We start from the raw sequence: 21,266 nt of genomic DNA on the forward strand, positions 1-21,266 counted from the left end.
AACCGCCTCCATGAATCCCGGCATGCTGGGCCCAACCGCAAGTAGATGAACAGGTAAAATCGGAAATGAAACGATATAACCGGTGCTGTTTTTCCGAAGAGATCTCAGGATTTCGTTTTATATACTTTTCCAAATAGGGACCTATCTCCGGATTCAACCATTCTTCCTCAGGGGGAAGGGTTGAGGGAAGCCCTCCGGCTGTGGCCACCAAAATATCATATTCGTGATAAACATTAATGCCCGCCAGGTATCTCCCGGTATTGGAATACAGGAATTTAGGCCGAAAGATTCCCGATGCCGTTCGATCGGCCCTGGCCGCTGCTGCTATTCCGGAAGCGTAGACAAGTTCGGCAATAATCATCAATTCGGTCAACTCATCCTGGATGTGAGGGGCCTTCCCGACCCCGTTATATTCTGCCACCAGGGCCGTGGCCCCCATGATGATATCGGTCAGGGCCGGTTTGCAGCCGCAATAGGAATGTCGATGAAAACCGGCAAAGGTCAGGGCCATCAATCCGGCAAATTCCGTCTCGCCGCACAGGAAAACCCTCTCCCAGGGAACAAAAACATCGTCAAAAACCAGAAAGGATTCGGCTACCCCATAATCGTTATAGGGAGCTTGAAGGTTTATCCGGGGTCGTGAACTGGTAATGCGGGAGATCAACTTCACCCCATCGGTATCGGCCGGGATGGCAAAAGATACGGCCCACTCCCCTTCCACTTCCGTCAGGGCCCGGGTGGGGATGACCAAATGCTCATCCACATAAGGTCCCATGGTGATATGATTTTTTGCGCCCCGGACCACGATCCCTTTCTTGTCCTTCTTGATGATGCGTAAATATTGATCGGGGTCCTTTTGTTGATGGGGTCTGGCTTTACGATCGCCTTTGGAATCCGTTTGCGAGGTGCTCCCGACCAAATCATTGGCCTGGTAATATTTTAGAAACTCCAGAAAATGAGCATGATAGTCCGTCCCTTTGGCATCATCGATCTCTTTTGTAACAACTCCGATGGCATTTAAGGTGTCGGTAGCCATACATCTCTGGATACACCCCCCCACCTTGTGACAGAGTTTGCGCTTCATCTCCTGTTGTTTATAGAGATCTTCGATGCTCAAATTCAAAGAGGTAAATCGGCTGATGGGTTCACCGATAAGATGGGAATGGGTCACCATAAGATCCTTGTATTCCGGATCCTGGGCCAAATCAAAGGTCAATCTGAGCACATTGATGGGTTTCTCTAAAAGGGGATCGTCCCTCATCATCTGTTTCCCGTGAGCATAAATGTTTGGCTTCATTTTTTTCAGTCGTTCTACATATTCACCAGATGTTTTTAAGGCCATTTTTTTCTCCTGCGTTATGATTATATCTTTCAATCAGCACATTATTAATTTGTTCGGCTATTTTAAGATTTACACCGCCCCTTATCATCCAAGGATATGCCCTCCATCCACCACGATTACGGTTCCGGTCATAAAACTGGAGGCCTCGGAGGCCAACAGAAGGGTCACCCCCCGGAGTTCTTTCGCATCGGCGATGCGTCTCATGGGAATTTTTTTGATAACTTTTTGCCCCATGGGAGACTCAAAAAATTCGCGGTTCAGGTCGGTCAGGAAGTACCCGGGACAAATAGCGTTGACCTGGATATTATAACGGGCCCACTCCAGGGCCAGGGTCTTGGTAAACAAAATCAGCCCGGCCTTAGCGGCCCCATAGGAACTGTTATGGGTAAGCGGGATCAGCCCCATAATTGAGGCGATATTGATGATCTTCCCGCAATTATTTTTCATCATATGGCGCCCAACGGCTTTGGAGCAAAAAACATGGCCCCTCAGGTTCACATCCATCACCGGATCCCACTTCTCCGGGGTCATGTCGATCACCGGAGACTCTTTCGAAATACCGGAGTTATTAATCAATATGTCAATGCGTCCGAAGGTAGCGATTGTATCGTTAACGGCCTGGTCAATGTCTTCTATCCGGGTCAGATCCATAGGACAAACCAGAACTTCCCGTCCCATCTTTCTAATCAGGTCGGCCGTATGACTGAGGGTTTCCCTGTTCCGGGAGGCCAGGGCGACATCAGCACCGGCCTCGGCCAGGGTCAAGGCCATCTCCCTTCCCAATCCCTGACCGGCCCCTGAAATAAAGGCCTTTTTACCTTGAAGCGAAAATAAATCCATTTGAACGCTCATTCCTTTTGCCTGTTTGGCTTATGTGCTCTCATGGTTCAACGTCCGCAATAGACCGGAGACCTTTTCTCCATAAAGGCCGAGGCCCCTTCCACAAAATCCTCGGTTTTAGCCACTTCATGATTAAATCTCTGGCAGGCGATCCAGAATTCATGCATATACCGCCCCAGAGTGCGGTTGACCGTCTCTTTGGTGATTCGCAAAGAGGCCGGAGCGGATTTTATGATATGAAGGGCCATCTCCCGGGCCGCTTCCTGGACCTTCTCTGGATGGACAACCTTATTAATAAGCCCGATCTCCAAGGCCCGCTGTGCGCTGATAGGCTCAGTGGTCAAAAGCATCTCCTGTGTGGCCTTGAATCCCACCATCACCGGACCGAATACAGCAAATATGGGAGGCCAGGCCCCGATGCGGGCCTCGGGCTGGGCAAACCGCGCCTTTTCCGAAGCTACAGCCATATCCGTCAACAGGACCAGCTCACAACCGCCTCCATAGGCCAGGCCGTTCACCGCGGCAATAATGGGTTTTTGAAGCAACCAAATTCGATGCACCAGCCCGTAGATACAATTAAGAAAAAGATCTTCGGCCATTTTGGGATCTTGTACCCGGGTAAGCTCGGCGATATCATCCCCGGCACAAAAGGCCTTTCCCTTTCCGGTTAAGACGATGACCGAAACATCTTCCATTCCGTCGGCCTCTTGCAAGGCCCTTTGTAGTTCCTTCCAAAGTGGAATATTCAAGGCATTGAGTTTTTCAGGACGATTGAGGGTAATCCAGGCGATCCGATCCTCGGTGCAGGTGAGCAGATATTTATATTCCATTTAAAAAATTCCTCCCGGACAACTTGTCTTCCATCATATCTTACGGGTTAACCGGATCATCGATTCGTTAATTTCTTTTTCTGAGAGTCTCGTAAAGTTTTCCCGTTCCCCCGGCAATTCCTTCTTTAAAAAACATGACCACGACGATAAAAACTATTCCCAATACCAGCAACCAGGCGCCGGATTTGGAAAGAAAATTAAATTTATTCAAAGCATCGGCAATAAAAATAAAAACCCCTGCGCCGACTAATGCCCCGGAAAGGGTAAAGGCCCCGCCCAGAAGGGCCATGATAACGATTTCTCCGGATGTGGACCAATAGGCCAGGTGTTCCCCCACATATTCCTGATGGAGAGAAAAAAGGGCTCCGCCCAATCCACAGATCATTCCCCCCAGGATAAAGGCTATCCATTTATAGACTTCCGGATTATAGCCAAGGGCCGTAGCCCTTAATTCATTTTCCCGCATACTCAGGAGGGTCTTCCCGAAAGGGGCCTCGGTCAAACGCTGCACAAAAATATAAATGATTAAAAATATAATGAGGACAAAGATAAAGAAATTAAAGGTCGGCTTTAAATTAACGGCAAAAAGGCCTAAATGTAAGGACGCGCGTTGGATACCCCATATTCCATCCGATCCGCCGGTAACACTCCTCCAATGCCAGATGGTAAACCAGACCAGTTGATTAAAGGCCAAGGTGAGTAAGGCAAAAATCAGGCCCCCTCTTTTAATGCATAAATAGCCCATGATCAGGGCCAAAAGGCCGCTGACGATTAAACTGGAAAACAGGGCCAATATAATGGGGGCATGAAAGCGGGCCAAAAGAATTCCTGTGGTGTAGGCCCCGGCGGCAAAGAGACTTCCCGTAGCGAAATTTAAAAGACCGGTGTAACCCAGCAACAGGATAAAAGTCACCGTAGGGATGGCCATAATCAGAATTTCCGAGGCCATCATCTTGGATGGAAGTATAAAGTAAAGAAAAATCATGGCCACTGCAATAATGAGGATAGGATGATCTTTACTTGCAATAATAGACCGGGAAAGGCCGGAATTCTTTTTCATCGGGTCCCCCTTTTTTTCAGCAACCCCTCAGGCCGAACCAATAGAATAAGGCCCATGGTGGCAAACATAACGAAGTCTGAGGCGGGGGCCCAAAAAATCCCGGCCAGACCTCGTATGCAACCCAGAATTATTCCCCCCAAGAGGGCTCCTCGAATACTGCCCATGCCTCCAATCACCACGACAATAAAACAGATCAGAAGGATTTCCGCGCCGGAGGTGTGTTGCAACCCCCCTATGAGTGGGGCGTGGAGACCGCCGCCCAAACCGGCCAAGGCGGCGCCCAAAGCAAAGGTCCAGGTGTAGACTGTACGGGTGTTGATGCCAAGGGCATTGGCCGTTTCCGGATCTTCCGCGCTGGCCCGGATGATGGCACCCAAAGAACTGCGTTCTATGAAGAACCATAATCCGAAAATGATGATCAAACCTAAAATCATGGTAAACAAGCGATACACCGGGTACTGAAAAAAACCCAGATTGATTTCTCCCGAAAAATAAGGAGGGACGGCCAGCGGAAGCGGGGTTGTCCCGAAAACCAACCCCACCCCCTGCTGAATGACCAAAAGGAGCCCAAAGGTAATCAAAATTTGATAAACTACCTGCTGTCCATACATCCGGTGCAACAGAAATTTCTCTACCACCAATCCGATGAGTCCCATCACCGGGAAGGTCAAGGAAAGCCCTATCCAAAATTTTCCCGGAATGTCCAACCATTGAATGAAAACCCACAGCAGATAAGACCCCAACATGTACAACGAGCCATGGGCAAAATTGATAATCCCCAACATTCCGAAAATAAGGGAAAGACCGGTGGACAAAAGGGCGATCAAGACCCCGAATTGCAGCCCGTTAAATATCTGAGATAATAGTGCGTTCATAGTTATCATGGAATTTCCACCTTTTTTTGGTGAGGGAGCCCCTTCCCGACCCAGGACGATCCGGAACGATACCGTCTCCGTGATGTTTATTAAGCAGGTATCCCGTTAAGGGCTCCCCCTCCCGATTCACCGCACAGATATTTTAACAATCAGTAGATGTCCTCTTTGGTTCGATCAAAGCTAAATCCGGTTTCCCCCTGTTTAGGGTAAACCTTGCTCCCCCCTATCACCTCAACGAAATCATCCTCATACTTCTTTTCCTTAGTCGCTTTCCCTCGGAGTAACAAAAAATCATGGGCGATTTGATGCTGCCAGCCGACCATTGTTTCTTTACCGGTGGGACCGGCGAACTCCCCTATTTTTTCCAGGGCCGGGATAAGGACCTTGATATCGGCACTCCCGGTTTGCTTAATGACCCTTTCCATGAGTTGGCATTCCAGATAGACGGCAGCCGCATAGTCCCCGGGGAAAACGCCCCACTTCTTTTTAAAACCTTCTGAAAATTTCCTGGACCATTCATTATTCATGGCATGATTCCAGTGATCGCCCAGATACATACTTTCCAGCGCCTCCGAGCCCACGCCGCGAAGCATATTGAAAGTTCCGGTGGTAGAAAATATTTTCATGGTTTTTTTTAATCCGAATTCATGGGCCTGCCTCAAACCGATTCCAAAAAGTTTGCCGTAGAGACAAATCAAGTAGGCATCCGCCCCCGACCCTTTGGCCTCGGTCATATACACGCTGGCATCGGTGGCATTCACGGGGATGAATTGGGTTTTGAGAATTTTTACGCCTCTTTTTTCTAAAATGGGTTTCATATTATCTACGATGTCATACCCCCAGGCATAATCCAGGGAAATAATAATGACCTTTTTGACACTGGGGTATTTGTCCAAAAAAGCACTCAGGGAGGCCCTGGCGATCGTATAATTGGGACTGGCCCATCTGAAGGTATTTCGGTTGCCGTTTTCACCGGTAAGCCGGGTATCCCAGCCATCGGTCCAGAAGATCACCTTCCGATTCTTGCCCACAATATCGCACATGGCTAACTGGACGGCACTACTGCAGGCGGAAAAAATGACCATGGGTTTTGCCTCGGCGATAACCTCCTGGAGTCTCCGGACTCCAACCGCGGGTTTGAGTTCGGTATCCCGGGTGATATACTTGACCTTGTAGGGTCCGACTTTATACCCCCGTTCTTCAAGAAACAGCCTGATGGCTCGATTGGCCTCTTCGGCCGTGGCAGCATAAGGACCACTGAAATCATCCACAGAGGCCCAAACGATTTCGGTTTCTGCTGCTTGAGATGCTCCTCCCGGAAGACCTAAAACCATTAAAATCAGGAACGCAGATAAAACAACCCATTTACCGTGATACCCTTTCATCGTCTTTCTCCTTTCTAAATTTTAAAATATTTATTCTGCAGTTCTTCATCTTCCATGATCTCCTGTGAAGTGGCTTCACGGGTAACCAGGCCGCTGGCCATAATATAATGACGGGTTCCTACCTGGGAGGCCATTTTCAAGTTAGCATCCACCAATAATATGGTCAGTCCGGTTCTGTTCAATTCTTGTAATGTTTCCATAATCGCCTGGACCATTAGCGGGGCAATCCCCTCGGATGGCTCATCTAAGAGGAGCATTTCCGGCCTGCTGATCAGCACCCGGGCGATAGCCAGCATTTGTTGTTCCCCGCCGCTCAACTCATTACCCATGTGATCCATTCTCCTTTTGAGAGAGGGGAAATATTCAAAAACCCAATCCAGATTTTTTTCGTTTCTGTTGGACGAAGGCAATCGAAGATTTTCTTCGACGGTGAGGGTACTAAAAATATGACGACCTTGGGGAACATATCCAATACCTTGTCGATAGATCTGGTATGATGGAAGGTTGGCTATCCTTTTCTCATTAAATAAAACGGAACCGGATCGAATCGAAACCATCCCCATTATACTCTTCAGAGTAGTCGTCTTACCCATTCCGTTTCGGCCTAATAGGGTGACCAATTCACCCTTTTTGACTTCAAGATTCACCCCGTTGAGAATATGGCTCTTCCCGTAATAGGCGTGTATCTGATTCAATTTCAACATCACATCACCCCCAAATAGGCCTTGGCAACCTTGGGGTCATTTTTGATGACCCCTGGCGGACCCTGAGCAATGACCTGACCGTAATCCAATACCGTTATAGTATCCGAGATGGATAAAACCATTTCCATCCGATGCTCAATCAACATAACCGTATGGGCTGGAATTAATTTCTTAATCGTCTCCCCCATGGAAGGAATTTCGTCATAGACCAACCCGCTGGTCGGTTCATCCAGGAGCAATAAAACACTGTCTCCGGCTATGGCCATCCCGATATCCAATAGCCGTTGCTCTCCGTGTGACAGTTCAAAGGCCTTATATTCTGCCTTTCCGGATAATCCGATGGTCGATAAAATTTCATGAGACTTTTCAATGGACTCTCTTAAATCAGAAGATTTTTTAAATAAACTGAATCGTTCTTTCATCGTACCCTGGATTGCCAGTCGAACATTTTCCAGGGCCGTGAGTTCCGGGAAAAGGTTGATAACCTGAAAGGACCGTCGTAATCCCAAGTGGGCCATTTTATGGGGTGGGAGGTTGGTGATGTCCATTCCTTTAAACTCCACCCGACCTTCTGAAGGCTTCAAAAAACCGGAGATGACATTAAATAAAGTCGTTTTCCCAGCACCGTTCGGGCCTACCACGGAATGCAAACTGCCCTCCCGCACCTCGATATCGATCTTATTCAAGACCAGCAATGCCCCAAACGTTTTAGTTACCCCGGCAGTCTTCAATAAATTCATTTGGCGGTCCTCATTTTTTTGTCCATATCAAGCCCTCATTCCCCTTGGGAAGCCACTCGGATAAAAAAGATTTAAAGAATTTTTTCGAACCTTGAACCCTGAACCCTGAACCTTGAACCGTATTTTCGTACTAAACTATTGACAGACTCCATGGGCAAATAGATTCCAGAATACCTTGGAAATTTTATCGCTTTTCATCTCTCCCCCTTCAGAATACCAATAAATGAGCCAGTTCATCATTCCCAAGAGACCCAACGTTACTATCTTAATATTTTTTTTGCAGGCGGGGCTTTCCTTCATATACTCCTCAACTGCCTTGCGGAAAATCATTTCATACCGATCTCTGAGTTTGATGATGTCTTTTTGTTTTTCATCGCCCAACGATCTAAGTTCCTTCAGCAGGGTGGAGTGTTCATGAACATTATCGGCAATGGTGATGATGTGGGCCTCGATCATCTTCATTAACTTGCTCTCCGGGAGATTGGCAGATTTTGAAATAGGTTCAACCACCTCCAAACTTTGAGTCATGGCGCTTTTACAAATAAGATACAAAAGATCTTCTTTGCTTTGGATGTAATGATAAAGACTACTCTCCCTGATCCCTATGGTTTTGCAGATCTGCCTGATCGAAGTAGCCGCATAGCCATGCTTATTAAAAAGGGTGGCTGCAATCCGATAAACTTCCCTCTCTTTTTCCCGGGTCAGGGATTGGATAATCGATTTATTTCGCATGTGAATCTCCCCAAAATATTTTGGCACCTAATAATATTTTTTCTTGACTTGGTTTTCTCATCATGTTACTTAACGACCTAACGAGTGTTCGATAGTCTAATAAAAGAAAAAAAAATTAATGTCAAGAAAAAAATTATAGTATATAAAAAATTTTTCTAAATGGAGGGACCCCTATGAACCTGGCCAATATCCTGGAACTTCAAGCCGTCAAAAGACCTGAAAAAACCGCCGTCCTGTTCGGTGTGAAAGGATACACCTATGCCCATTTGAATGAAGAAGCGAATCGGATGGCAAACGCCTTGATATCGTTGGGCGTTCAAAAAGGGGATCGGGTGGCCATGTGGCTGCCCAACTGCCCGGAATTTATCACCACCTTTTTCGGCATTATTAAGACCGGGGCGGTCGTTGTCCCCTTAAACATCCTTTTCAAGGCCAGGGAGATTGAATATCTCCTCTCCAATTCTGGAAGCAAAGTTTTGGTAACCACGACCTCGTGCTTGGATATTCTCCAAGAGATTAAAGACCATCTTCCGGATCTGGAAACCGTGGTTGCTTTAGGGATGGACAAGGACGAGGATCACATTCTCTCTTTTCAAAATATTATTCTGAAGGCTTCTCCAGAATTCTTCAGCGTCGATGTCGGTCCGGACCATACGGCCACCATTTTGTACACCTCCGGCACCACCGGTTTCCCTAAGGGGGCCATGCTTACCCATCGTAACCTCTTTATGAATTCCGAGTTTTATGCCGAAGGGCTGGGGGCCAATGAAAATTGGGTAGGCTTATGTGTCCTTCCTCTGTCACATCTACTATCCCTGGCGGCCGGCCAGTTCGTTCTTCTGGGGCGAGGAGGAACTCTGCATATCATGGAACGATTCATAGCCGAAGAAGCCGCCAAGCTTATCGCCAAAAATAAAATAACCTATACCTTTGCCGTGCCGACGGTTTACGCCATGCTCCTGGCCCTTCCCGATGAGCCGCAATATGATTTACATTCCTTGGAAATTTGTATCACCACAGGGATGCTGACTCCTCTTGATCTTAGAAAAAAATTTGAGGAAAAGTTTGATTGCAAAACCATCCAGGCCTACGGACAGGTGGAAAGTTCCCCGGTCATCACCATGGATCGGATAGACCGGCCCAGGAAATTTAAAAGTGTTGGATTTCCGTTGCCTTATGTTGAGGTGAAGACCGTCGATGAAGAGGATCGCCCTCTTCCCCCCAATTCCCATGGCGAGATTTGCGCCCGGGGGCATTGTGTCATGAAGGGATACTGGAGGAATCCGGCGGGCACGAAAGCCGCTTTAAAAGACGGTTGGCTGCATACCGGAGATATCGGGATGGTGGATGAAGAAGGTTACCTTTATATTTTTGACCGTAAAAAGGACATGATCATCTGCGGCGGTTATAATATTTATCCCATAGAAATCGAAAATTTGCTCTATGAACATCCCAAAATTCTGGAAGCCTCGGTAGTAGGCATTCCCGATGAAAGAATGGGTGAGATTCCCAAGGCCTATGTAGCGCTTAAACCGGACCAAACGGCTACGGAACAAGAGATTATGGATTTTGTAAAGGAAAGGTTGGCTGCCTATAAAAAGTTGAGGGCAGTGGAGTTTTTGAGTGCCTTGCCCAAGGGACCTACTGGAAAAATATTGCGCCGGGCCCTGCGGGAAAAAAAATAAATTCCAGAAAGAAATACTCATGAAAGCCGCTCGTTTTTACCAGGTTGGACAGCCCTTGGTGCTGGAAGAGGTTCCCATGCTCCATCCCGAACCCCGGGAGGTTTTAATCAGGGTCTGCGCCTGCGGTATCTGCGGTTCCGATATTCATGTCGTTTATGAAGGAAGCACGCGAATCCCCTTTCCACCGACCACCCTTGGCCATGAGTTCAGCGGAGAAATCGTCGAGATCGGGGTTGGGGTGGAAGGCTGGAAGGTCGGGGATCGCGTGGCGGTATCCTGCATTGTTTCCTGTGGCCATTGTCTGAACTGTCTGTCCGGCAGGGAGCAGATTTGTCTGGAAAGGAAACTCCTTGGAATCCATCTGGACGGCGGGCTGGCGGAATATGTAAAAAGTCCCTTTACTAATCTAATCAGATTGCCGGGAGGGATCCCCTTCGATCAGGGTGCCCTATTGACCGATGCCGTAGCAACCCCCTATCATGCTCTGATTCGAAGGGGGAGGTTGACTCCCGGGGAAACAGTAGCCATATTCGGCTGCGGGGGTCTCGGTATTCATGCAGTGCAATTGGCCAAAATTTCGGGAGCGGGCCTGATTATTGCCGTGGATGTTTCCGATGTTGCCCTGAAGCGGGCCATTGCCCAGGGAGCGGATTGGACCTGCCGCTCCGATCAGGAAGACCCGGTGAAAGCCATAAAAGAAGTCACTCACGGACTCGGAGTGGATCTTTCCCTGGAACTTGTCGGACTTAAGCAAACCATTGCCCAGGCGGTTGCTTCCTTACGGGTGGGTGGCCGGGCCGTGGTAGCCGGATTAGGCCGGGAAGAAATTTCCTCCCTGTCCCTATCGGAATTCGTTCGAGGAGAAATCGAACTCATCGGCTCTTATGCCTTTTCTGTGGCCGAAATCCAAGATCTGGTTCAAATGGCAGATGAAGGCCTCCTTGATCTTTCCCGGTCCATTTCTCTTAGAATCGACTTAGACGATGTCAATCGAGGGTTGGAGATTTTACATAAAAAAATTAGCGATCCCCTTCGAGTGGTGGTAATTCCTTCTTTTAAAGAAATTGCCTGATCATGCCTTTTTCTCTTTCCACCGGATAAGTTAGACCAAAAATCTGGCACTGGGCAATATGTCAGGATCTATTGGGACCTCTTCGTTCCTTGTTTTAAATTTCTAAATAAATTCGCAAACCTTAATGGCCTGGCTTGGACATTCGGTCTCACAAAGCTGGCAGATCATGCAATCATCCGGATTTTTGGGTTTGGCCTTCTCATTTTCTATGACCAGGACCTCCATAGGACAGGCCTCGGCACAGGTTCCGCACCCGGTGCATAAGATTTCATCGACTTCGATCTGAACCATTTAAACCCCTTATCAATTTTGGATTTTGGATTTCGGATTTCGGAATTAAACCCTCATGCCCGTCTGAAGCGGGCACCATGAACAATAAAAATGGGTTTTTCCGAACCTTGAACCCTGAACCTTGAACCGTATTTTCGCACTAAACCTGCCGGGCCGCATAGTTTGCCGTGTGTATGGCCCGTTCGATCTTTTCCGGGCCGGTACAATCCCCGATTTCATAGAGATCGACCCCTGTTCTCAGGAGCTTTTGATAAAGATCCTTGTTCGGATTTCTCGACAGAGCCAGGATCACCGTATCCACCGGGAAGCTTTCTTCCTTTCCTTCCGGATCGGTATACTTAACCAGGCCATTGGTCAGATCCGACACTTTCACACCGGTCAGGCATTTAACCCCGCCCTCGGCCAAAAACTCGTTCAACACCATATAACGGAATATCTGCGAGTACGGCGGCCACCCGACCATGGGCCCTTCTTCCAGCAAATAGACCTCTTTCACTTTTTCCGGGTCCGTCACGGCCAGGGCCCTTTCGGCAGGGGCTTTATGATATTTGGTATACCCTTCCGGTTTGGCCTTTCCTTCCCGGCTCAAGGATACAGCCACCTCGGCCCCGTATTGTCCTCCAATAACGGCCACCTTTTTCCCGACCGCCCTTTTTCCGGATAAAAATTGGTCCAATGTAATGACCCTGTCTTCTTTTACGCCGGGAATTTCAGGAATAATCTCCTTTGAACCGGTGGCCAGGACAACGATATCCGGCTTTTGGGCTTTAATGAGATCCTCCGTAACTTCCGTGTTCAATTCGATCTGAATATTGAGTCGTTTAATCTCTCTGGTCAGCCAGCGAACGATATTCATCAGTTCCCTCGTATAAAGTCTGGGGTAGCTGGAAGCCAGGGGGACATAACCACCGAGTTTACTCCCTTTTTCATAGATAGTGACCTTGTTCCCCCGAAGGGTGGCCACCCTGGCGAACTCCATTCCGGCCGGTCCGCCGCCTACGACCAAAATATTTTTGGGTTCTCTGGTGGGCAGCATATAATCTTCCTGCCAAACCGCCGACCGGTTGTACCCGAAGTTGACCGCACAGCGACTCGGTCTGTTGGTAAAATCATCCTCCAGGCAAGTATTGCAGGCGATGCACTGCCGGATATCATCATATTTCCCGGCTATCGTCTTCTTGGCAAAATAGGCATCGCTTAAAGATCCACGCCCTATGCCGACGATATCGCAGACCCCGTCTTCAATCAATTTGGCAGCCAGGCGGCCGTCATTGATCCGGCTGACACCGATCACCGGCACCTTAACGACTTTTTTGACTGCCGCCGCCAGATGGACCCAGGTCCCCCGGGGTTCGTACATTTCCGGAATAATACAGGTAAAATGCTCAAAAATCCCACAGGTCACATCAAAAGCATCACAACCGGCCTCTTCCATGGCCGGGGCGATGTATTTACAAAAGTCATCGACCGTGTAGCCCCCTTCCATAAATTCATCCGCCGCTACCCGACAAATGATCGGAATAGTACCGCCGGTGGCCTCTTTCATCCTGGTCAGGGTCTGGCGCATGAATTCAAGGCGGCGGTCCCAACTGCCCCCCCACTTATCCGTTCGGTGGTTGGTGTAGGGGGAAAGGAATTGTTGAACCAATGTTCCATGGGAACAATGGAAATTGAAAAGGTCCCACCCGGAGGCCTTGGCCATGGTCATGGTGTTGACCAGTTCCCCCATGACCTCCTGGATCTCTTCTTCGGACATGCCTCTGGGCTTCATGGTCGGCTGAAAGGGAGAAGGCGGCGTGGTGTCCGATGGGGCCAGGCAGACCCTTTTTTCAGGCGGTGTATCCTTGGGCATCTGATTGGGGTCGGCCATTCGCCCGATATGGGTCACCTGGACCATAGCCTTGGCCCCCCCGCCATGAATGGCCTCAACCAGTTCGTAAAGTGCGACAATCTGGTTGATATCAAACAAGCCCAGCATGCGGGGAAAGAGTTTACTGTTCCAATTCGGGATAGCCCCTTCTGTACAGTATATCCCCCAGCCGCCTTTCGATCTCTGGTAGGCGACCTGGATGAGGCTTTCCGAGGCGACACAGTCCTCCCGGGCAATATTGGAAATCATCGGTGTTGCATACAATCTGTTCTTGACTTCAACCTTCCCAATCATAATCGGATCATAAATATTTGCCATAACCCCCTCCTTTATTTTTAAAAAGCATCAAAACCGTTACTCCCGCCTGATTCACTTAAGATCCTGCCATCCATCTCCTTCCATCCCAAACGCGTTCGGCGCAAGTCCCTTCTTAATTTACACCCTCCTTTCGACAGAATCCAATTGTTTCAGTATACATAGAGGTCAGCATGAAAATGGTTTTCTCCGAAATCAGAAATCAGATGATCCTTATTTACCTTTGTAAGTTTTTTCGAAGAACTTGGTCTTGTGGGTGGACCTCTCCAGGCTCATGGGCTGCAGCCACTCAATCTGCGGGGTGAATCGTAATTTGCCCTGCATCTTTCCTTTTATTGCTTCCTCCAGGCCCAAAAGCGCTTCTTTATTCAAATTTTCGCCATATTCGATCTTAAGTTTCAGGGGGGGGACGACACGGGGGGGAGGCTCATCCAAAACAATCCTGAACTCACCCGTTACTTTGGGGATAAAACCGGCAATGACCCCATCGATGGCCGCCGGATAGACAATGACGCCTTTTATTTTCAACATATCATCGGCCCGGCCAACGATCCGGTATCGGAAGCCGGTGGCCCCGCAGGGACAGGGATCGGTGAATACCTGGCAGATATCTCCCATGACTTCCCGGAACCACAGGAAGCCCTCTCCCTCCAAAGTCGTCTGGGTCGGCATGCCTTTGGCGCCGTTTTCAAAAGGGATCGGTTCATAGGTATCCGGATCGGTTAATTCAAACAGGATCTTGTCATCCGCCACATGGTGCATCCCCTGATACTCCGGGCAATCACAGGAAAGGCCCAGGCCTCCGCCGGAGTCATACAATTTGGCGCCGTAGGCGGTCTCCAATTTTTTTCGAATCTCCGGAATACCGGCACCGGGCTCCCCACCGCAAAAAAGGCTCTTGAATCCCAACTTTTCCACCCCATAGCCCAGAATATCCGGGGCCTTTTCAATTAAATGCTCGGCCAATGAAGGGGTACAGGCCAGGACATTGGCCTTAAAGAGCTTGGCGTATCGGAGCGTTCTCTCCGTTCCCCCTTCGGCCCCGACCGGAAAAATGCAGGCCCCGCTTTTCTCAAAAAACTGGAGATAAGGCACACCGGCCAGAAACATACTGAGTCCGAAGGCATGGATCAGCCGGTCCCCTGGACCGACACCCATGCGCCACAACATTCTGGCCAGGGCCTCTGACAGCCATTCAATGTCATTGGCCGTCATCGGGTAAGGCGTAGGCTCCCCGGAGGTACCTGAGGTCGCCGCCATGAGGACCAGATTTTCTATGGGCACCCCGATAACCTGATCAACCACCTTGACCATGTCCATTTCGCAGGCCTCGCTCAACTGCCGGCGTTGGGCCTTGTCAAAAACCGGAATCCGCCGGCTGAAATCATCCAGGGTTTTTATATCTTCCGGTTTGACCCCGGCTTTGACCATCCTTCCCCGCCAAAATGGTTTGTGATCATAGAGGCGTTTTACCAGGGTCTTGACCTTGGCCAGTTGGATTTCTCTCATCTGCTCCGTATTGAGTATGGATTCCATCTGCATGTCGCGATATTTCTGCTTTGTCATTGTTCCTGCCCCCGGTTTTATTCAATAATTTTAGACATGAAAAATTTTTCTTTGACAGGATTAACAGGATTTACAATTACTTTGCTCAAAATCCAGGTAATCCTGTAAATCCTGTCAACAAAAAAAAGTATTTGAATTTCAAAAAGCTAAAGCTGTCACTATTTTTTCAATATATTTATAAAGCAACTGGCCGTATCGGTGTGGATGAAACCGCCGCCGTTATGCTGCAAGGCCACTTTGGCCCCCTTGACCTGTCTCGGTCCGGCCTGGCCTCTGAGCTGCCTCACCAATTCGATGATCTGGGATATGCCCGTGGCCCCGATGATATGGCCTTTGGACAGCAGACCCCCGCTGGTATTCACCGGGATCTTTCCTCCCAGATCCGAATGACCTTCTTCTATGAAGTGCCCCCCTTCCCCTTTGGGACAAAATCCCAGGTCTTCATAATGAAGGATTTCGGCTGAGCTGAAACAATCATGGACCTCGGCCAGATCCATATCTTCCGGACCCAGGCCGGCCGTTTCATAGGCCGCCTGGGCCCCCCGGACATCCGAATCAAAAGAGACCGAGATCAATCTGCCTTCATCCAGATACGATCCGGAAACCTGCACCGAGGCCGCGACCAGAATCGGGGTTGAGGTGTACTTCTTGGCCGTTTTTTTGGAGGCCAGAATAACCGCAGCGGCACCATCCCCACGGGGACAACATTGGGGAAGGGTCAGGGGATCACAAATGATGCGATCGTTTAATACTTCTTCCAGGGTAACCGCTTTGGTGAGTTGCGCTTCGGGGTTCATGGCCCCGAATTTGCGATTTTTAACAGCCACCAGAGCGATCTGTTCCCTGGTGGTGCCGAACTGACTCATGTGTCTTCGGGCAATCATGGCAAACAGTCCCGGAGCGGAATAGCCCATGTCCCCTTCCCGTTCGGCATGCTGCCTCCCCGTAAATATATTGAGCATCATACTGGAATCGGCCACGGTCATCTGCTCGACCCCAAAGGCAATGGCGATATCACAATATCCGGTAGCGACCTTGTACCAGGCCTCCCGGAAGGCATTCGTACCGGTAGCACAGCCATTCTCGACCCGGCTTATAGGTATCCTGGTAATGCCTAATTCCCGCAGCACGTCATGGCCTATCAATAAACCCTGTCCCCACTCCCATTGCATGGCGTTTCCGACATAAGCCAGTTGGATGTCTTTGGGTTTTATATTGGCGTCCCTGATGGCCTTTAAACAGGCCTCCTCTCCCAATTCCCGGAGCGACAAATGGGGGTATTTACCGAATTTTGTTCCCCCGATACCGATGATGGCTACCTCTCTCACGATTGTTCTCCCTCTTTTTTTACGGGCCGGAATTTATACCCGGCGATGCTGTTTCCGTCCGAATCCTTTTTGATCTCTTCAATGACCATCTCCATGGGCATATCCACTTTCAGGTCTTCGTATTGACAACCGGTAATCAAGGTATAAAGCTTGATCTGTTCGGGTAGGTCGATAAATCCCATGATGAAGGGCTTCGTAAGGTCGGTGGGCCCCATGACCGACAGAGCATAGGTATACAAAATCCCTTTTTTACTCAAAGGGACTTCCTCCAGTTTCCCATCAAAACATCGGGGACAGACTGTTTTGGGCGGAAAAAAAACCTTATTGCAGTCGATACATCGTGTGGCCATTAAAGACCATTCATCACCTTGTTTTTTAAACCATCGTTCTTCGATAAATTTTTCATTATTTATGGTCATTTTATCTCCGGAATATTTTGTAAAATAGTTGATGATTGGGATTGCATGGAATATGCCAAGCCTTCATTCATGTAACCATTTAAAATCGTTATTTTATTTTTCATTAAAACAAGGTCTGAATTTAAATGACTTTATAAGGTCACACTGAATGCCTTTATTGCGTCATTTTATGCAAATAAGGAAAAACGAGGTCTTCTTAAGAAGAAAATGGTAATCGGTTTTGGATCAGGAAGGAAATGATTCGCTCTCCTCTTAAGCCCGCCGAACGCCGACGATAAACCATTTGAAATGTAACTAATTAAAATAATACGATTAATATTGTAAAAGTCCTGCCATTCTTTTTTTAACAACCCTGTCATTTATTCTTCTCCGGTATATTTTAAATAAATAAGACCGATATTTTTAGACTTCATTGCGTCATTTCCTATTGACAATGAATAAAAAATTAAGTTTAATAATTATTACTGAATTCATGGAAACTTGTCATTCCCGTGCAGGCAGAGATTTTAACGTAGTTATTTTTTTACATTTACAGTCTTACGAATTAGTACTACAGCGTATTTTTTTGCTAATGCGCCCCTTAACCGTCATTCCGGCATGCTTTAAGCCGGAATCCAGGGATTTTGATTTCCCATTTTTCCGAAAAACCTGGATTCCCGATAAAGAAATTCGGGAATGACGGGAAAAGTGTCGCTGTAGTATTAGAAGTATTCGAGACCATTGATTAACTCGCAATTTTTTTGTAAAATAAAATATGGCGGTAATTTCTGAAGCTTGGTTTTAGCCGAAAACGGGGAAGCCTCTAAAAATAGGCCATTTCGAATCATATCCCTATGGGGCACCATGAATCATGAAAATGGGTTTTCCTGGATCTTGAACCCTGAACCTTGAACCGTTTTTTCGACTGAGGACAAAGTCATGGAAAGAAATCCGATTCATCTCCCTGCCGACCAATGGAATTTTCTATCCGTACTTCAGGCTTTTAAAGAACCGACACCACTTCCGATCATCCAGTCCCTGGCCGGCCTTTCGGACAGCCATTTGGGCGATTGCCTGAAAAGTACCGCCAAATTGAATCTGATCGATCAGTCGGAAGGCAACCGGATCACCCTCCAAAAAAAAATTCCCGAATCCATTCAAAAAAGATTAGGCCTGATCAATAATAAAAAAAAGTTCAATGCCCTTCTGGACCGAATCGATGCATTGAAGCTGAAAAATGAAATTGGCCCGAACATTTTATCTTATTTAATGATGGGGGCCGGCCGTAATAGACAGGCGGGATTTCTCAAAATCAAAACAGCCCACAAGGCCGTTGATGAAGGCCTCATAGACGACGGATATCATTTATTGGCGGAAGGTCTGCCCCTCTTAACCCCCTGCTTGCAGCACGACCGATATGCCGTTAACGGTCTCCTCATTCCTTCGGTCCTTCTTTTTTCAGACCTTTGTTTCTATCTCGGAAAAGGGTTTGATGAGGCCTACCAGTACCTGGAAAAGGCTCTGGAGGTTTCAAAATATTTGGGAGACCGGCGTTCGCAAGCCATGATCGAACTGCACATCGGTCGACTCTTTTACTTCGGCAACCGCAGGCTTGAAGCCATGGAACACTTTGCCTCGGGACAGGAAATCGTTGAATCGCTGGCCGATGAGGATATTTGGACCCAGTCCTATGAGTTCATCGGACTTTATTATTTCATGAGAGGGTTGCATAAAGAAGCCGTCGAATACTTGGACAAAGCCATTCGAACTTATGAGAATAATGCCGGCGTGCGCTTGATCGTTCCGGTGGCGCTGTTTCTTTTCGGCTACTCTACGGCCTATCTGGGTGAATTTCACCGGGCCATTGGCATATTGGATTATTTCTGGCGCCGGGCCGTTTCCGAGAAGAACATCGGTCCGGCCTGTTTATACCGCGCCGTCCTGGGGACCGTGTTATTAATGATGGGTAAGAAGCAGGAGGCCTTTTGGCACTTTGAAGGCACCCTGCGGGATGCCATCAATAGTCAAAATGCCTTGGCCCAATATATGACCTATGGCGCCCTGGCCTACTACAATTATCTGAACAAAGATTATAAAGAAGCCCGGGAAATTCTGGCCCATACCTTCAGCGAAGGGGCCCGTTCCGGTATCAGGCAGCAGTTTGCGTCTCCATATATTCTTGAATTAATATACGAATTCGGAATCCTGGGGTTTGATCCCATTCCGGGGTACAGTTTCAGGGAACAATCCGAAAAAATAATGCGGGAACCCAGTGTGCATCTTCGCGGCGTGGCCTTGCGTCTGAAGGCTCAGGAAGCTTCTTTATACGGCGAAAATATCGAAATCATCGAATCCACCCTTAATGACAGTTTACATTATTTACAGCTTTCTGGTGACCCCATTCAATTGGCAAAAACAAAAACGGAAATGGCCAAATTGAGACTGAAAGAAGGTAATGAGCGGGAAGCCCGAAAATTGTCCCAGGAAGCCCGTAAGGGTCTATCCGGGATTTCCGATGATCTCTTTCCAAGCGGCATGCGGTTTCTTTTAGAAGAAACGAACTCCCAAAGGAAAACCCAGGATATCTATCTGGAGTCATTGTTATCTCAGATCGACATGATCATCAAGTCCCCCATCTCGCCTGTGTTTGATGAGACCCTGGATTCCCTGGTGTCTCACCTCACCCGGATTCTCGGGGCGGAACGGTGCGGTCTATTTTGGTTGAGCAAGGGAAAATCAAAAGACGCCGATTTGCGGGCCTCCCGGAATTTACATAAAAATGAGATCACTTCTCCTAATTTCAATTCCGGCCTGAAGCTGATTATGAAAACCTTTCGAACGGGACAGCCGCAAAAAGAAAAATCCGAATATCCCAATTTCAATCTCACCAGCCGGATTGCCTGCCATATGTTGTGCCTGCCGTTGAAGATCGAGGCAAAGGTGCAAGGGGTCCTTTATTTCGACAATTCTTATCTGGTCGACTGTTTCGACAGTCTCAATGAAAAACTGCTGACCCTGCTTTCGGATAAATTGAGCCTCTGGGTCGAGCAGGTAGAGAACGTCTCCAAACTGATGGAACAAAAGATCAGGGTGACGAAGGAAGAATCGGTTCAGCGGGAATTATCGGGAGGAACGGAATTTATTATAAGAAAAAGCCAGGTGATGGCCAAAACCATGGAAAAGGTCGACCGGGTTGCCCGAACGGACAGTCCGGTATTGGTCGAGGGGGAAACCGGCGTCGGGAAAGAGCTGATCGCCAGACGGATTCACGACAGGAGTTCCCGCGCCACTAAACCTCTCGTCATATTGGACATGACCACCATTCCCGAAAATCTCATTGAAAGTGAACTTTTCGGTTATGAAAAAGGGGCCTTTACCGGTGCCAATACCCGGAAAATCGGCCGGGTGGAGCAGGCCCATGAAGGGACGTTATTCATCGACGAAATCGGTGAAGTGCCGAAATCATTACAGGTTAAACTGCTCCGGGTTTTACAGGAAAGAACCTTCACCCGGATTGGGGGCGTTTGTCAACTGGAGTCGGATTTTCGGCTGGTGGCGGCAACCAACCGGAACCTGAGGGAAGAGGTTGCCGCAGGCCGTTTTCGGGAAGACCTTTATTACCGGCTTAATACCATCAATATCAGTTTGCCATCCTTGCGGGAATGTCCGGAAGACATTATTTTATTAGCCCATGCCTTCCTGTCCCGTTTCGCCAAAAGATATAATCGATCCAGCCTTAAACTTTCACGCGGCGACGAAGAAAAGCTGCTCCACTACAACTGGCCGGGTAATGTCCGTGAATTGAAGAATATCATCGAGGGGACGGCTATTCTGTCGAACGGAGACCATCTGGAATTAACCCTCCCCACTTCCTCAAAATCACCGGCCATAAGTTTATTCAGTTCCCAACCGACCCTCGATGATCTTCAGCGTCGTTATATCAGCCATGTCCTGGATCAGACCGGCGGCCGGATTGCCGGCCCGCAGGGGGCGGCAAAAATCCTGGGAATGAGGAGAACCAGCCTCAACACCCGCATGAAGAAACTCGGCATCAATCGAATGAAGGGATAAAGGTCGGTATCCGTTTCCCGTGACCGTTTTCCGTTGACTCTCTCACCGGGCGCCGGTCATGCTTTTAATCACCGGAGAATACGAAAGGGCAATGGGCAACAGGTTAAAGGATTTTCCTGTTTTTCTTCACCTATAGCCTATTGCCTATAACCTCACGCCTTA

General features: G+C 48.3%; 17 protein-coding genes. 3 read left to right on the forward strand and 14 right to left on the reverse strand.

Annotated features, from left to right (window positions below; all coding sequences use genetic code 11):
* The 9 genes from HY879_12830 to HY879_12870 all read right to left on the reverse strand — a co-directional run.
* Positions 1–1,342, reverse strand: a 1,342-nt coding sequence (locus tag HY879_12830; GenBank protein MBI5604228.1) for an aromatic ring hydroxylase, incomplete at its 3' end; no start/stop codon positions are given.
* Positions 1,343–1,426: 84 nt separating this feature from the next.
* On the reverse strand, positions 1,427–2,182 hold the full coding sequence (locus tag HY879_12835) for an SDR family oxidoreductase (protein MBI5604229.1): 756 nt from the start codon (positions 2,180–2,182) through the stop codon (positions 1,427–1,429).
* Positions 2,183–2,229: 47 nt separating this feature from the next.
* A complete protein-coding gene (locus tag HY879_12840) occupies positions 2,230–3,012 on the reverse strand; it encodes an enoyl-CoA hydratase/isomerase family protein (protein MBI5604230.1) in 783 nt (260 codons plus the stop codon).
* A gap of 67 nt (positions 3,013–3,079) precedes the next feature.
* Positions 3,080–4,072 carry a branched-chain amino acid ABC transporter permease gene (locus HY879_12845; GenBank protein MBI5604231.1) on the reverse strand — a complete coding sequence of 331 codons (993 nt, stop codon included), beginning with the start codon at positions 4,070–4,072 and terminating at the stop codon, positions 3,080–3,082.
* The gene (locus tag HY879_12850; GenBank protein MBI5604232.1) at positions 4,069–4,956 is read right to left on the reverse strand and encodes a branched-chain amino acid ABC transporter permease; all 888 of its coding nucleotides are present in this window, start codon (positions 4,954–4,956) and stop codon (positions 4,069–4,071) included. Before HY879_12850 ends, HY879_12845 begins: the two co-directional genes overlap by 4 nt.
* 140 nt (positions 4,957–5,096) lie before the next feature.
* The gene (locus HY879_12855) at positions 5,097–6,332 is read right to left on the reverse strand and encodes an ABC transporter substrate-binding protein (GenBank protein ID MBI5604233.1); all 1,236 of its coding nucleotides are present in this window, start codon (positions 6,330–6,332) and stop codon (positions 5,097–5,099) included.
* Positions 6,333–6,346: 14 nt separating this feature from the next.
* Positions 6,347–7,036 carry an ABC transporter ATP-binding protein gene (locus HY879_12860; GenBank protein ID MBI5604234.1) on the reverse strand — a complete coding sequence of 230 codons (690 nt, stop codon included), beginning with the start codon at positions 7,034–7,036 and terminating at the stop codon, positions 6,347–6,349.
* Positions 7,036–7,776, reverse strand: coding sequence for an ABC transporter ATP-binding protein (locus HY879_12865; GenBank protein MBI5604235.1), 741 nt, complete (start codon positions 7,774–7,776; stop codon positions 7,036–7,038). Before HY879_12865 ends, HY879_12860 begins: the two co-directional genes overlap by 1 nt.
* A 135-nt stretch (positions 7,777–7,911) precedes the next feature.
* Positions 7,912–8,508 (reverse strand): TetR/AcrR family transcriptional regulator, encoded by a 597-nt coding sequence (locus HY879_12870; GenBank protein MBI5604236.1) that lies wholly within the window; start codon positions 8,506–8,508, stop codon positions 7,912–7,914.
* Positions 8,509–8,681: 173 nt separating this feature from the next.
* Between HY879_12870 and HY879_12875 the strand changes: the two genes are divergently transcribed.
* Positions 8,682–10,193, forward strand: a complete 1,512-nt coding sequence (locus HY879_12875; GenBank protein ID MBI5604237.1) for a long-chain-fatty-acid--CoA ligase — start codon at positions 8,682–8,684, stop codon at positions 10,191–10,193.
* 19 nt (positions 10,194–10,212) lie between these two features.
* Positions 10,213–11,265, forward strand: a complete 1,053-nt coding sequence (locus tag HY879_12880; protein ID MBI5604238.1) for a zinc-binding dehydrogenase — start codon at positions 10,213–10,215, stop codon at positions 11,263–11,265.
* A gap of 102 nt (positions 11,266–11,367) precedes the next feature.
* Here the strand turns inward: HY879_12880 and HY879_12885 are convergent, their stop codons facing one another.
* From HY879_12885 to HY879_12905, 5 genes are all read right to left on the reverse strand, one after another.
* A complete protein-coding gene (locus tag HY879_12885) occupies positions 11,368–11,556 on the reverse strand; it encodes a 4Fe-4S binding protein (protein MBI5604239.1) in 189 nt (62 codons plus the stop codon).
* A gap of 139 nt (positions 11,557–11,695) precedes the next feature.
* Entirely contained in the window at positions 11,696–13,744 is a 2,049-nt protein-coding gene (locus HY879_12890) for an FAD-dependent oxidoreductase (protein MBI5604240.1), read from the reverse strand.
* A 210-nt stretch (positions 13,745–13,954) separates the two neighbouring features.
* Positions 13,955–15,307 carry a phenylacetate--CoA ligase family protein gene (locus tag HY879_12895; GenBank protein MBI5604241.1) on the reverse strand — a complete coding sequence of 451 codons (1,353 nt, stop codon included), beginning with the start codon at positions 15,305–15,307 and terminating at the stop codon, positions 13,955–13,957.
* 158 nt (positions 15,308–15,465) lie between these two features.
* The gene (locus tag HY879_12900) at positions 15,466–16,635 is read right to left on the reverse strand and encodes a thiolase family protein (protein ID MBI5604242.1); all 1,170 of its coding nucleotides are present in this window, start codon (positions 16,633–16,635) and stop codon (positions 15,466–15,468) included.
* Positions 16,632–17,054: an OB-fold domain-containing protein gene (locus HY879_12905; protein MBI5604243.1), complete on the reverse strand. Its 423-nt coding sequence runs from the start codon at positions 17,052–17,054 to the stop codon at positions 16,632–16,634. Before HY879_12905 ends, HY879_12900 begins: the two co-directional genes overlap by 4 nt.
* 918 nt (positions 17,055–17,972) lie before the next feature.
* On the opposite strand from HY879_12905, the gene HY879_12910 reads away from it, so the two are divergent.
* Positions 17,973–21,104, forward strand: coding sequence for a sigma 54-interacting transcriptional regulator (locus HY879_12910; protein MBI5604244.1), 3,132 nt, complete (start codon positions 17,973–17,975; stop codon positions 21,102–21,104).
* The last annotated feature ends 162 nt before the right edge of the window (positions 21,105–21,266 follow it).

The sequence above is a fragment of the Deltaproteobacteria bacterium genome (assembly GCA_016219225.1).
Classification (GTDB): domain Bacteria; phylum Desulfobacterota; class RBG-13-43-22; order RBG-13-43-22; family RBG-13-43-22; genus RBG-13-43-22.

Excerpts from the sequence above, each read along its gene's own strand:
- HY879_12850 (MBI5604232.1), bottom strand. The coding sequence starts at position 4,956 with ATGATAACTATGAACGCACTATTATCTCAGATATTTAACGGGCTGCAA.
- HY879_12845 (MBI5604231.1), bottom strand. The coding sequence starts at position 4,072 with ATGAAAAAGAATTCCGGCCTTTCCCGGTCTATTATTGCAAGTAAAGAT.
- HY879_12855 (MBI5604233.1), bottom strand. The coding sequence starts at position 6,332 with ATGAAAGGGTATCACGGTAAATGGGTTGTTTTATCTGCGTTCCTGATT.
- HY879_12895 (MBI5604241.1), bottom strand. The coding sequence starts at position 15,307 with ATGACAAAGCAGAAATATCGCGACATGCAGATGGAATCCATACTCAAT.
- HY879_12840 (MBI5604230.1), bottom strand. The coding sequence starts at position 3,012 with ATGGAATATAAATATCTGCTCACCTGCACCGAGGATCGGATCGCCTGG.
- HY879_12860 (MBI5604234.1), bottom strand. The coding sequence starts at position 7,036 with ATGTTGAAATTGAATCAGATACACGCCTATTACGGGAAGAGCCATATT.
- HY879_12910 (MBI5604244.1), top strand. The coding sequence starts at position 17,973 with ATGGAAAGAAATCCGATTCATCTCCCTGCCGACCAATGGAATTTTCTA.
- HY879_12880 (MBI5604238.1), top strand. The coding sequence starts at position 10,213 with ATGAAAGCCGCTCGTTTTTACCAGGTTGGACAGCCCTTGGTGCTGGAA.
- HY879_12890 (MBI5604240.1), bottom strand. The coding sequence starts at position 13,744 with ATGGCAAATATTTATGATCCGATTATGATTGGGAAGGTTGAAGTCAAG.
- HY879_12865 (MBI5604235.1), bottom strand. The coding sequence starts at position 7,776 with ATGAATTTATTGAAGACTGCCGGGGTAACTAAAACGTTTGGGGCATTG.
- HY879_12835 (MBI5604229.1), bottom strand. The coding sequence starts at position 2,182 with ATGGATTTATTTTCGCTTCAAGGTAAAAAGGCCTTTATTTCAGGGGCC.
- HY879_12870 (MBI5604236.1), bottom strand. The coding sequence starts at position 8,508 with ATGCGAAATAAATCGATTATCCAATCCCTGACCCGGGAAAAAGAGAGG.
- HY879_12875 (MBI5604237.1), top strand. The coding sequence starts at position 8,682 with ATGAACCTGGCCAATATCCTGGAACTTCAAGCCGTCAAAAGACCTGAA.
- HY879_12885 (MBI5604239.1), bottom strand. The coding sequence starts at position 11,556 with ATGGTTCAGATCGAAGTCGATGAAATCTTATGCACCGGGTGCGGAACC.
- HY879_12905 (MBI5604243.1), bottom strand. The coding sequence starts at position 17,054 with ATGACCATAAATAATGAAAAATTTATCGAAGAACGATGGTTTAAAAAA.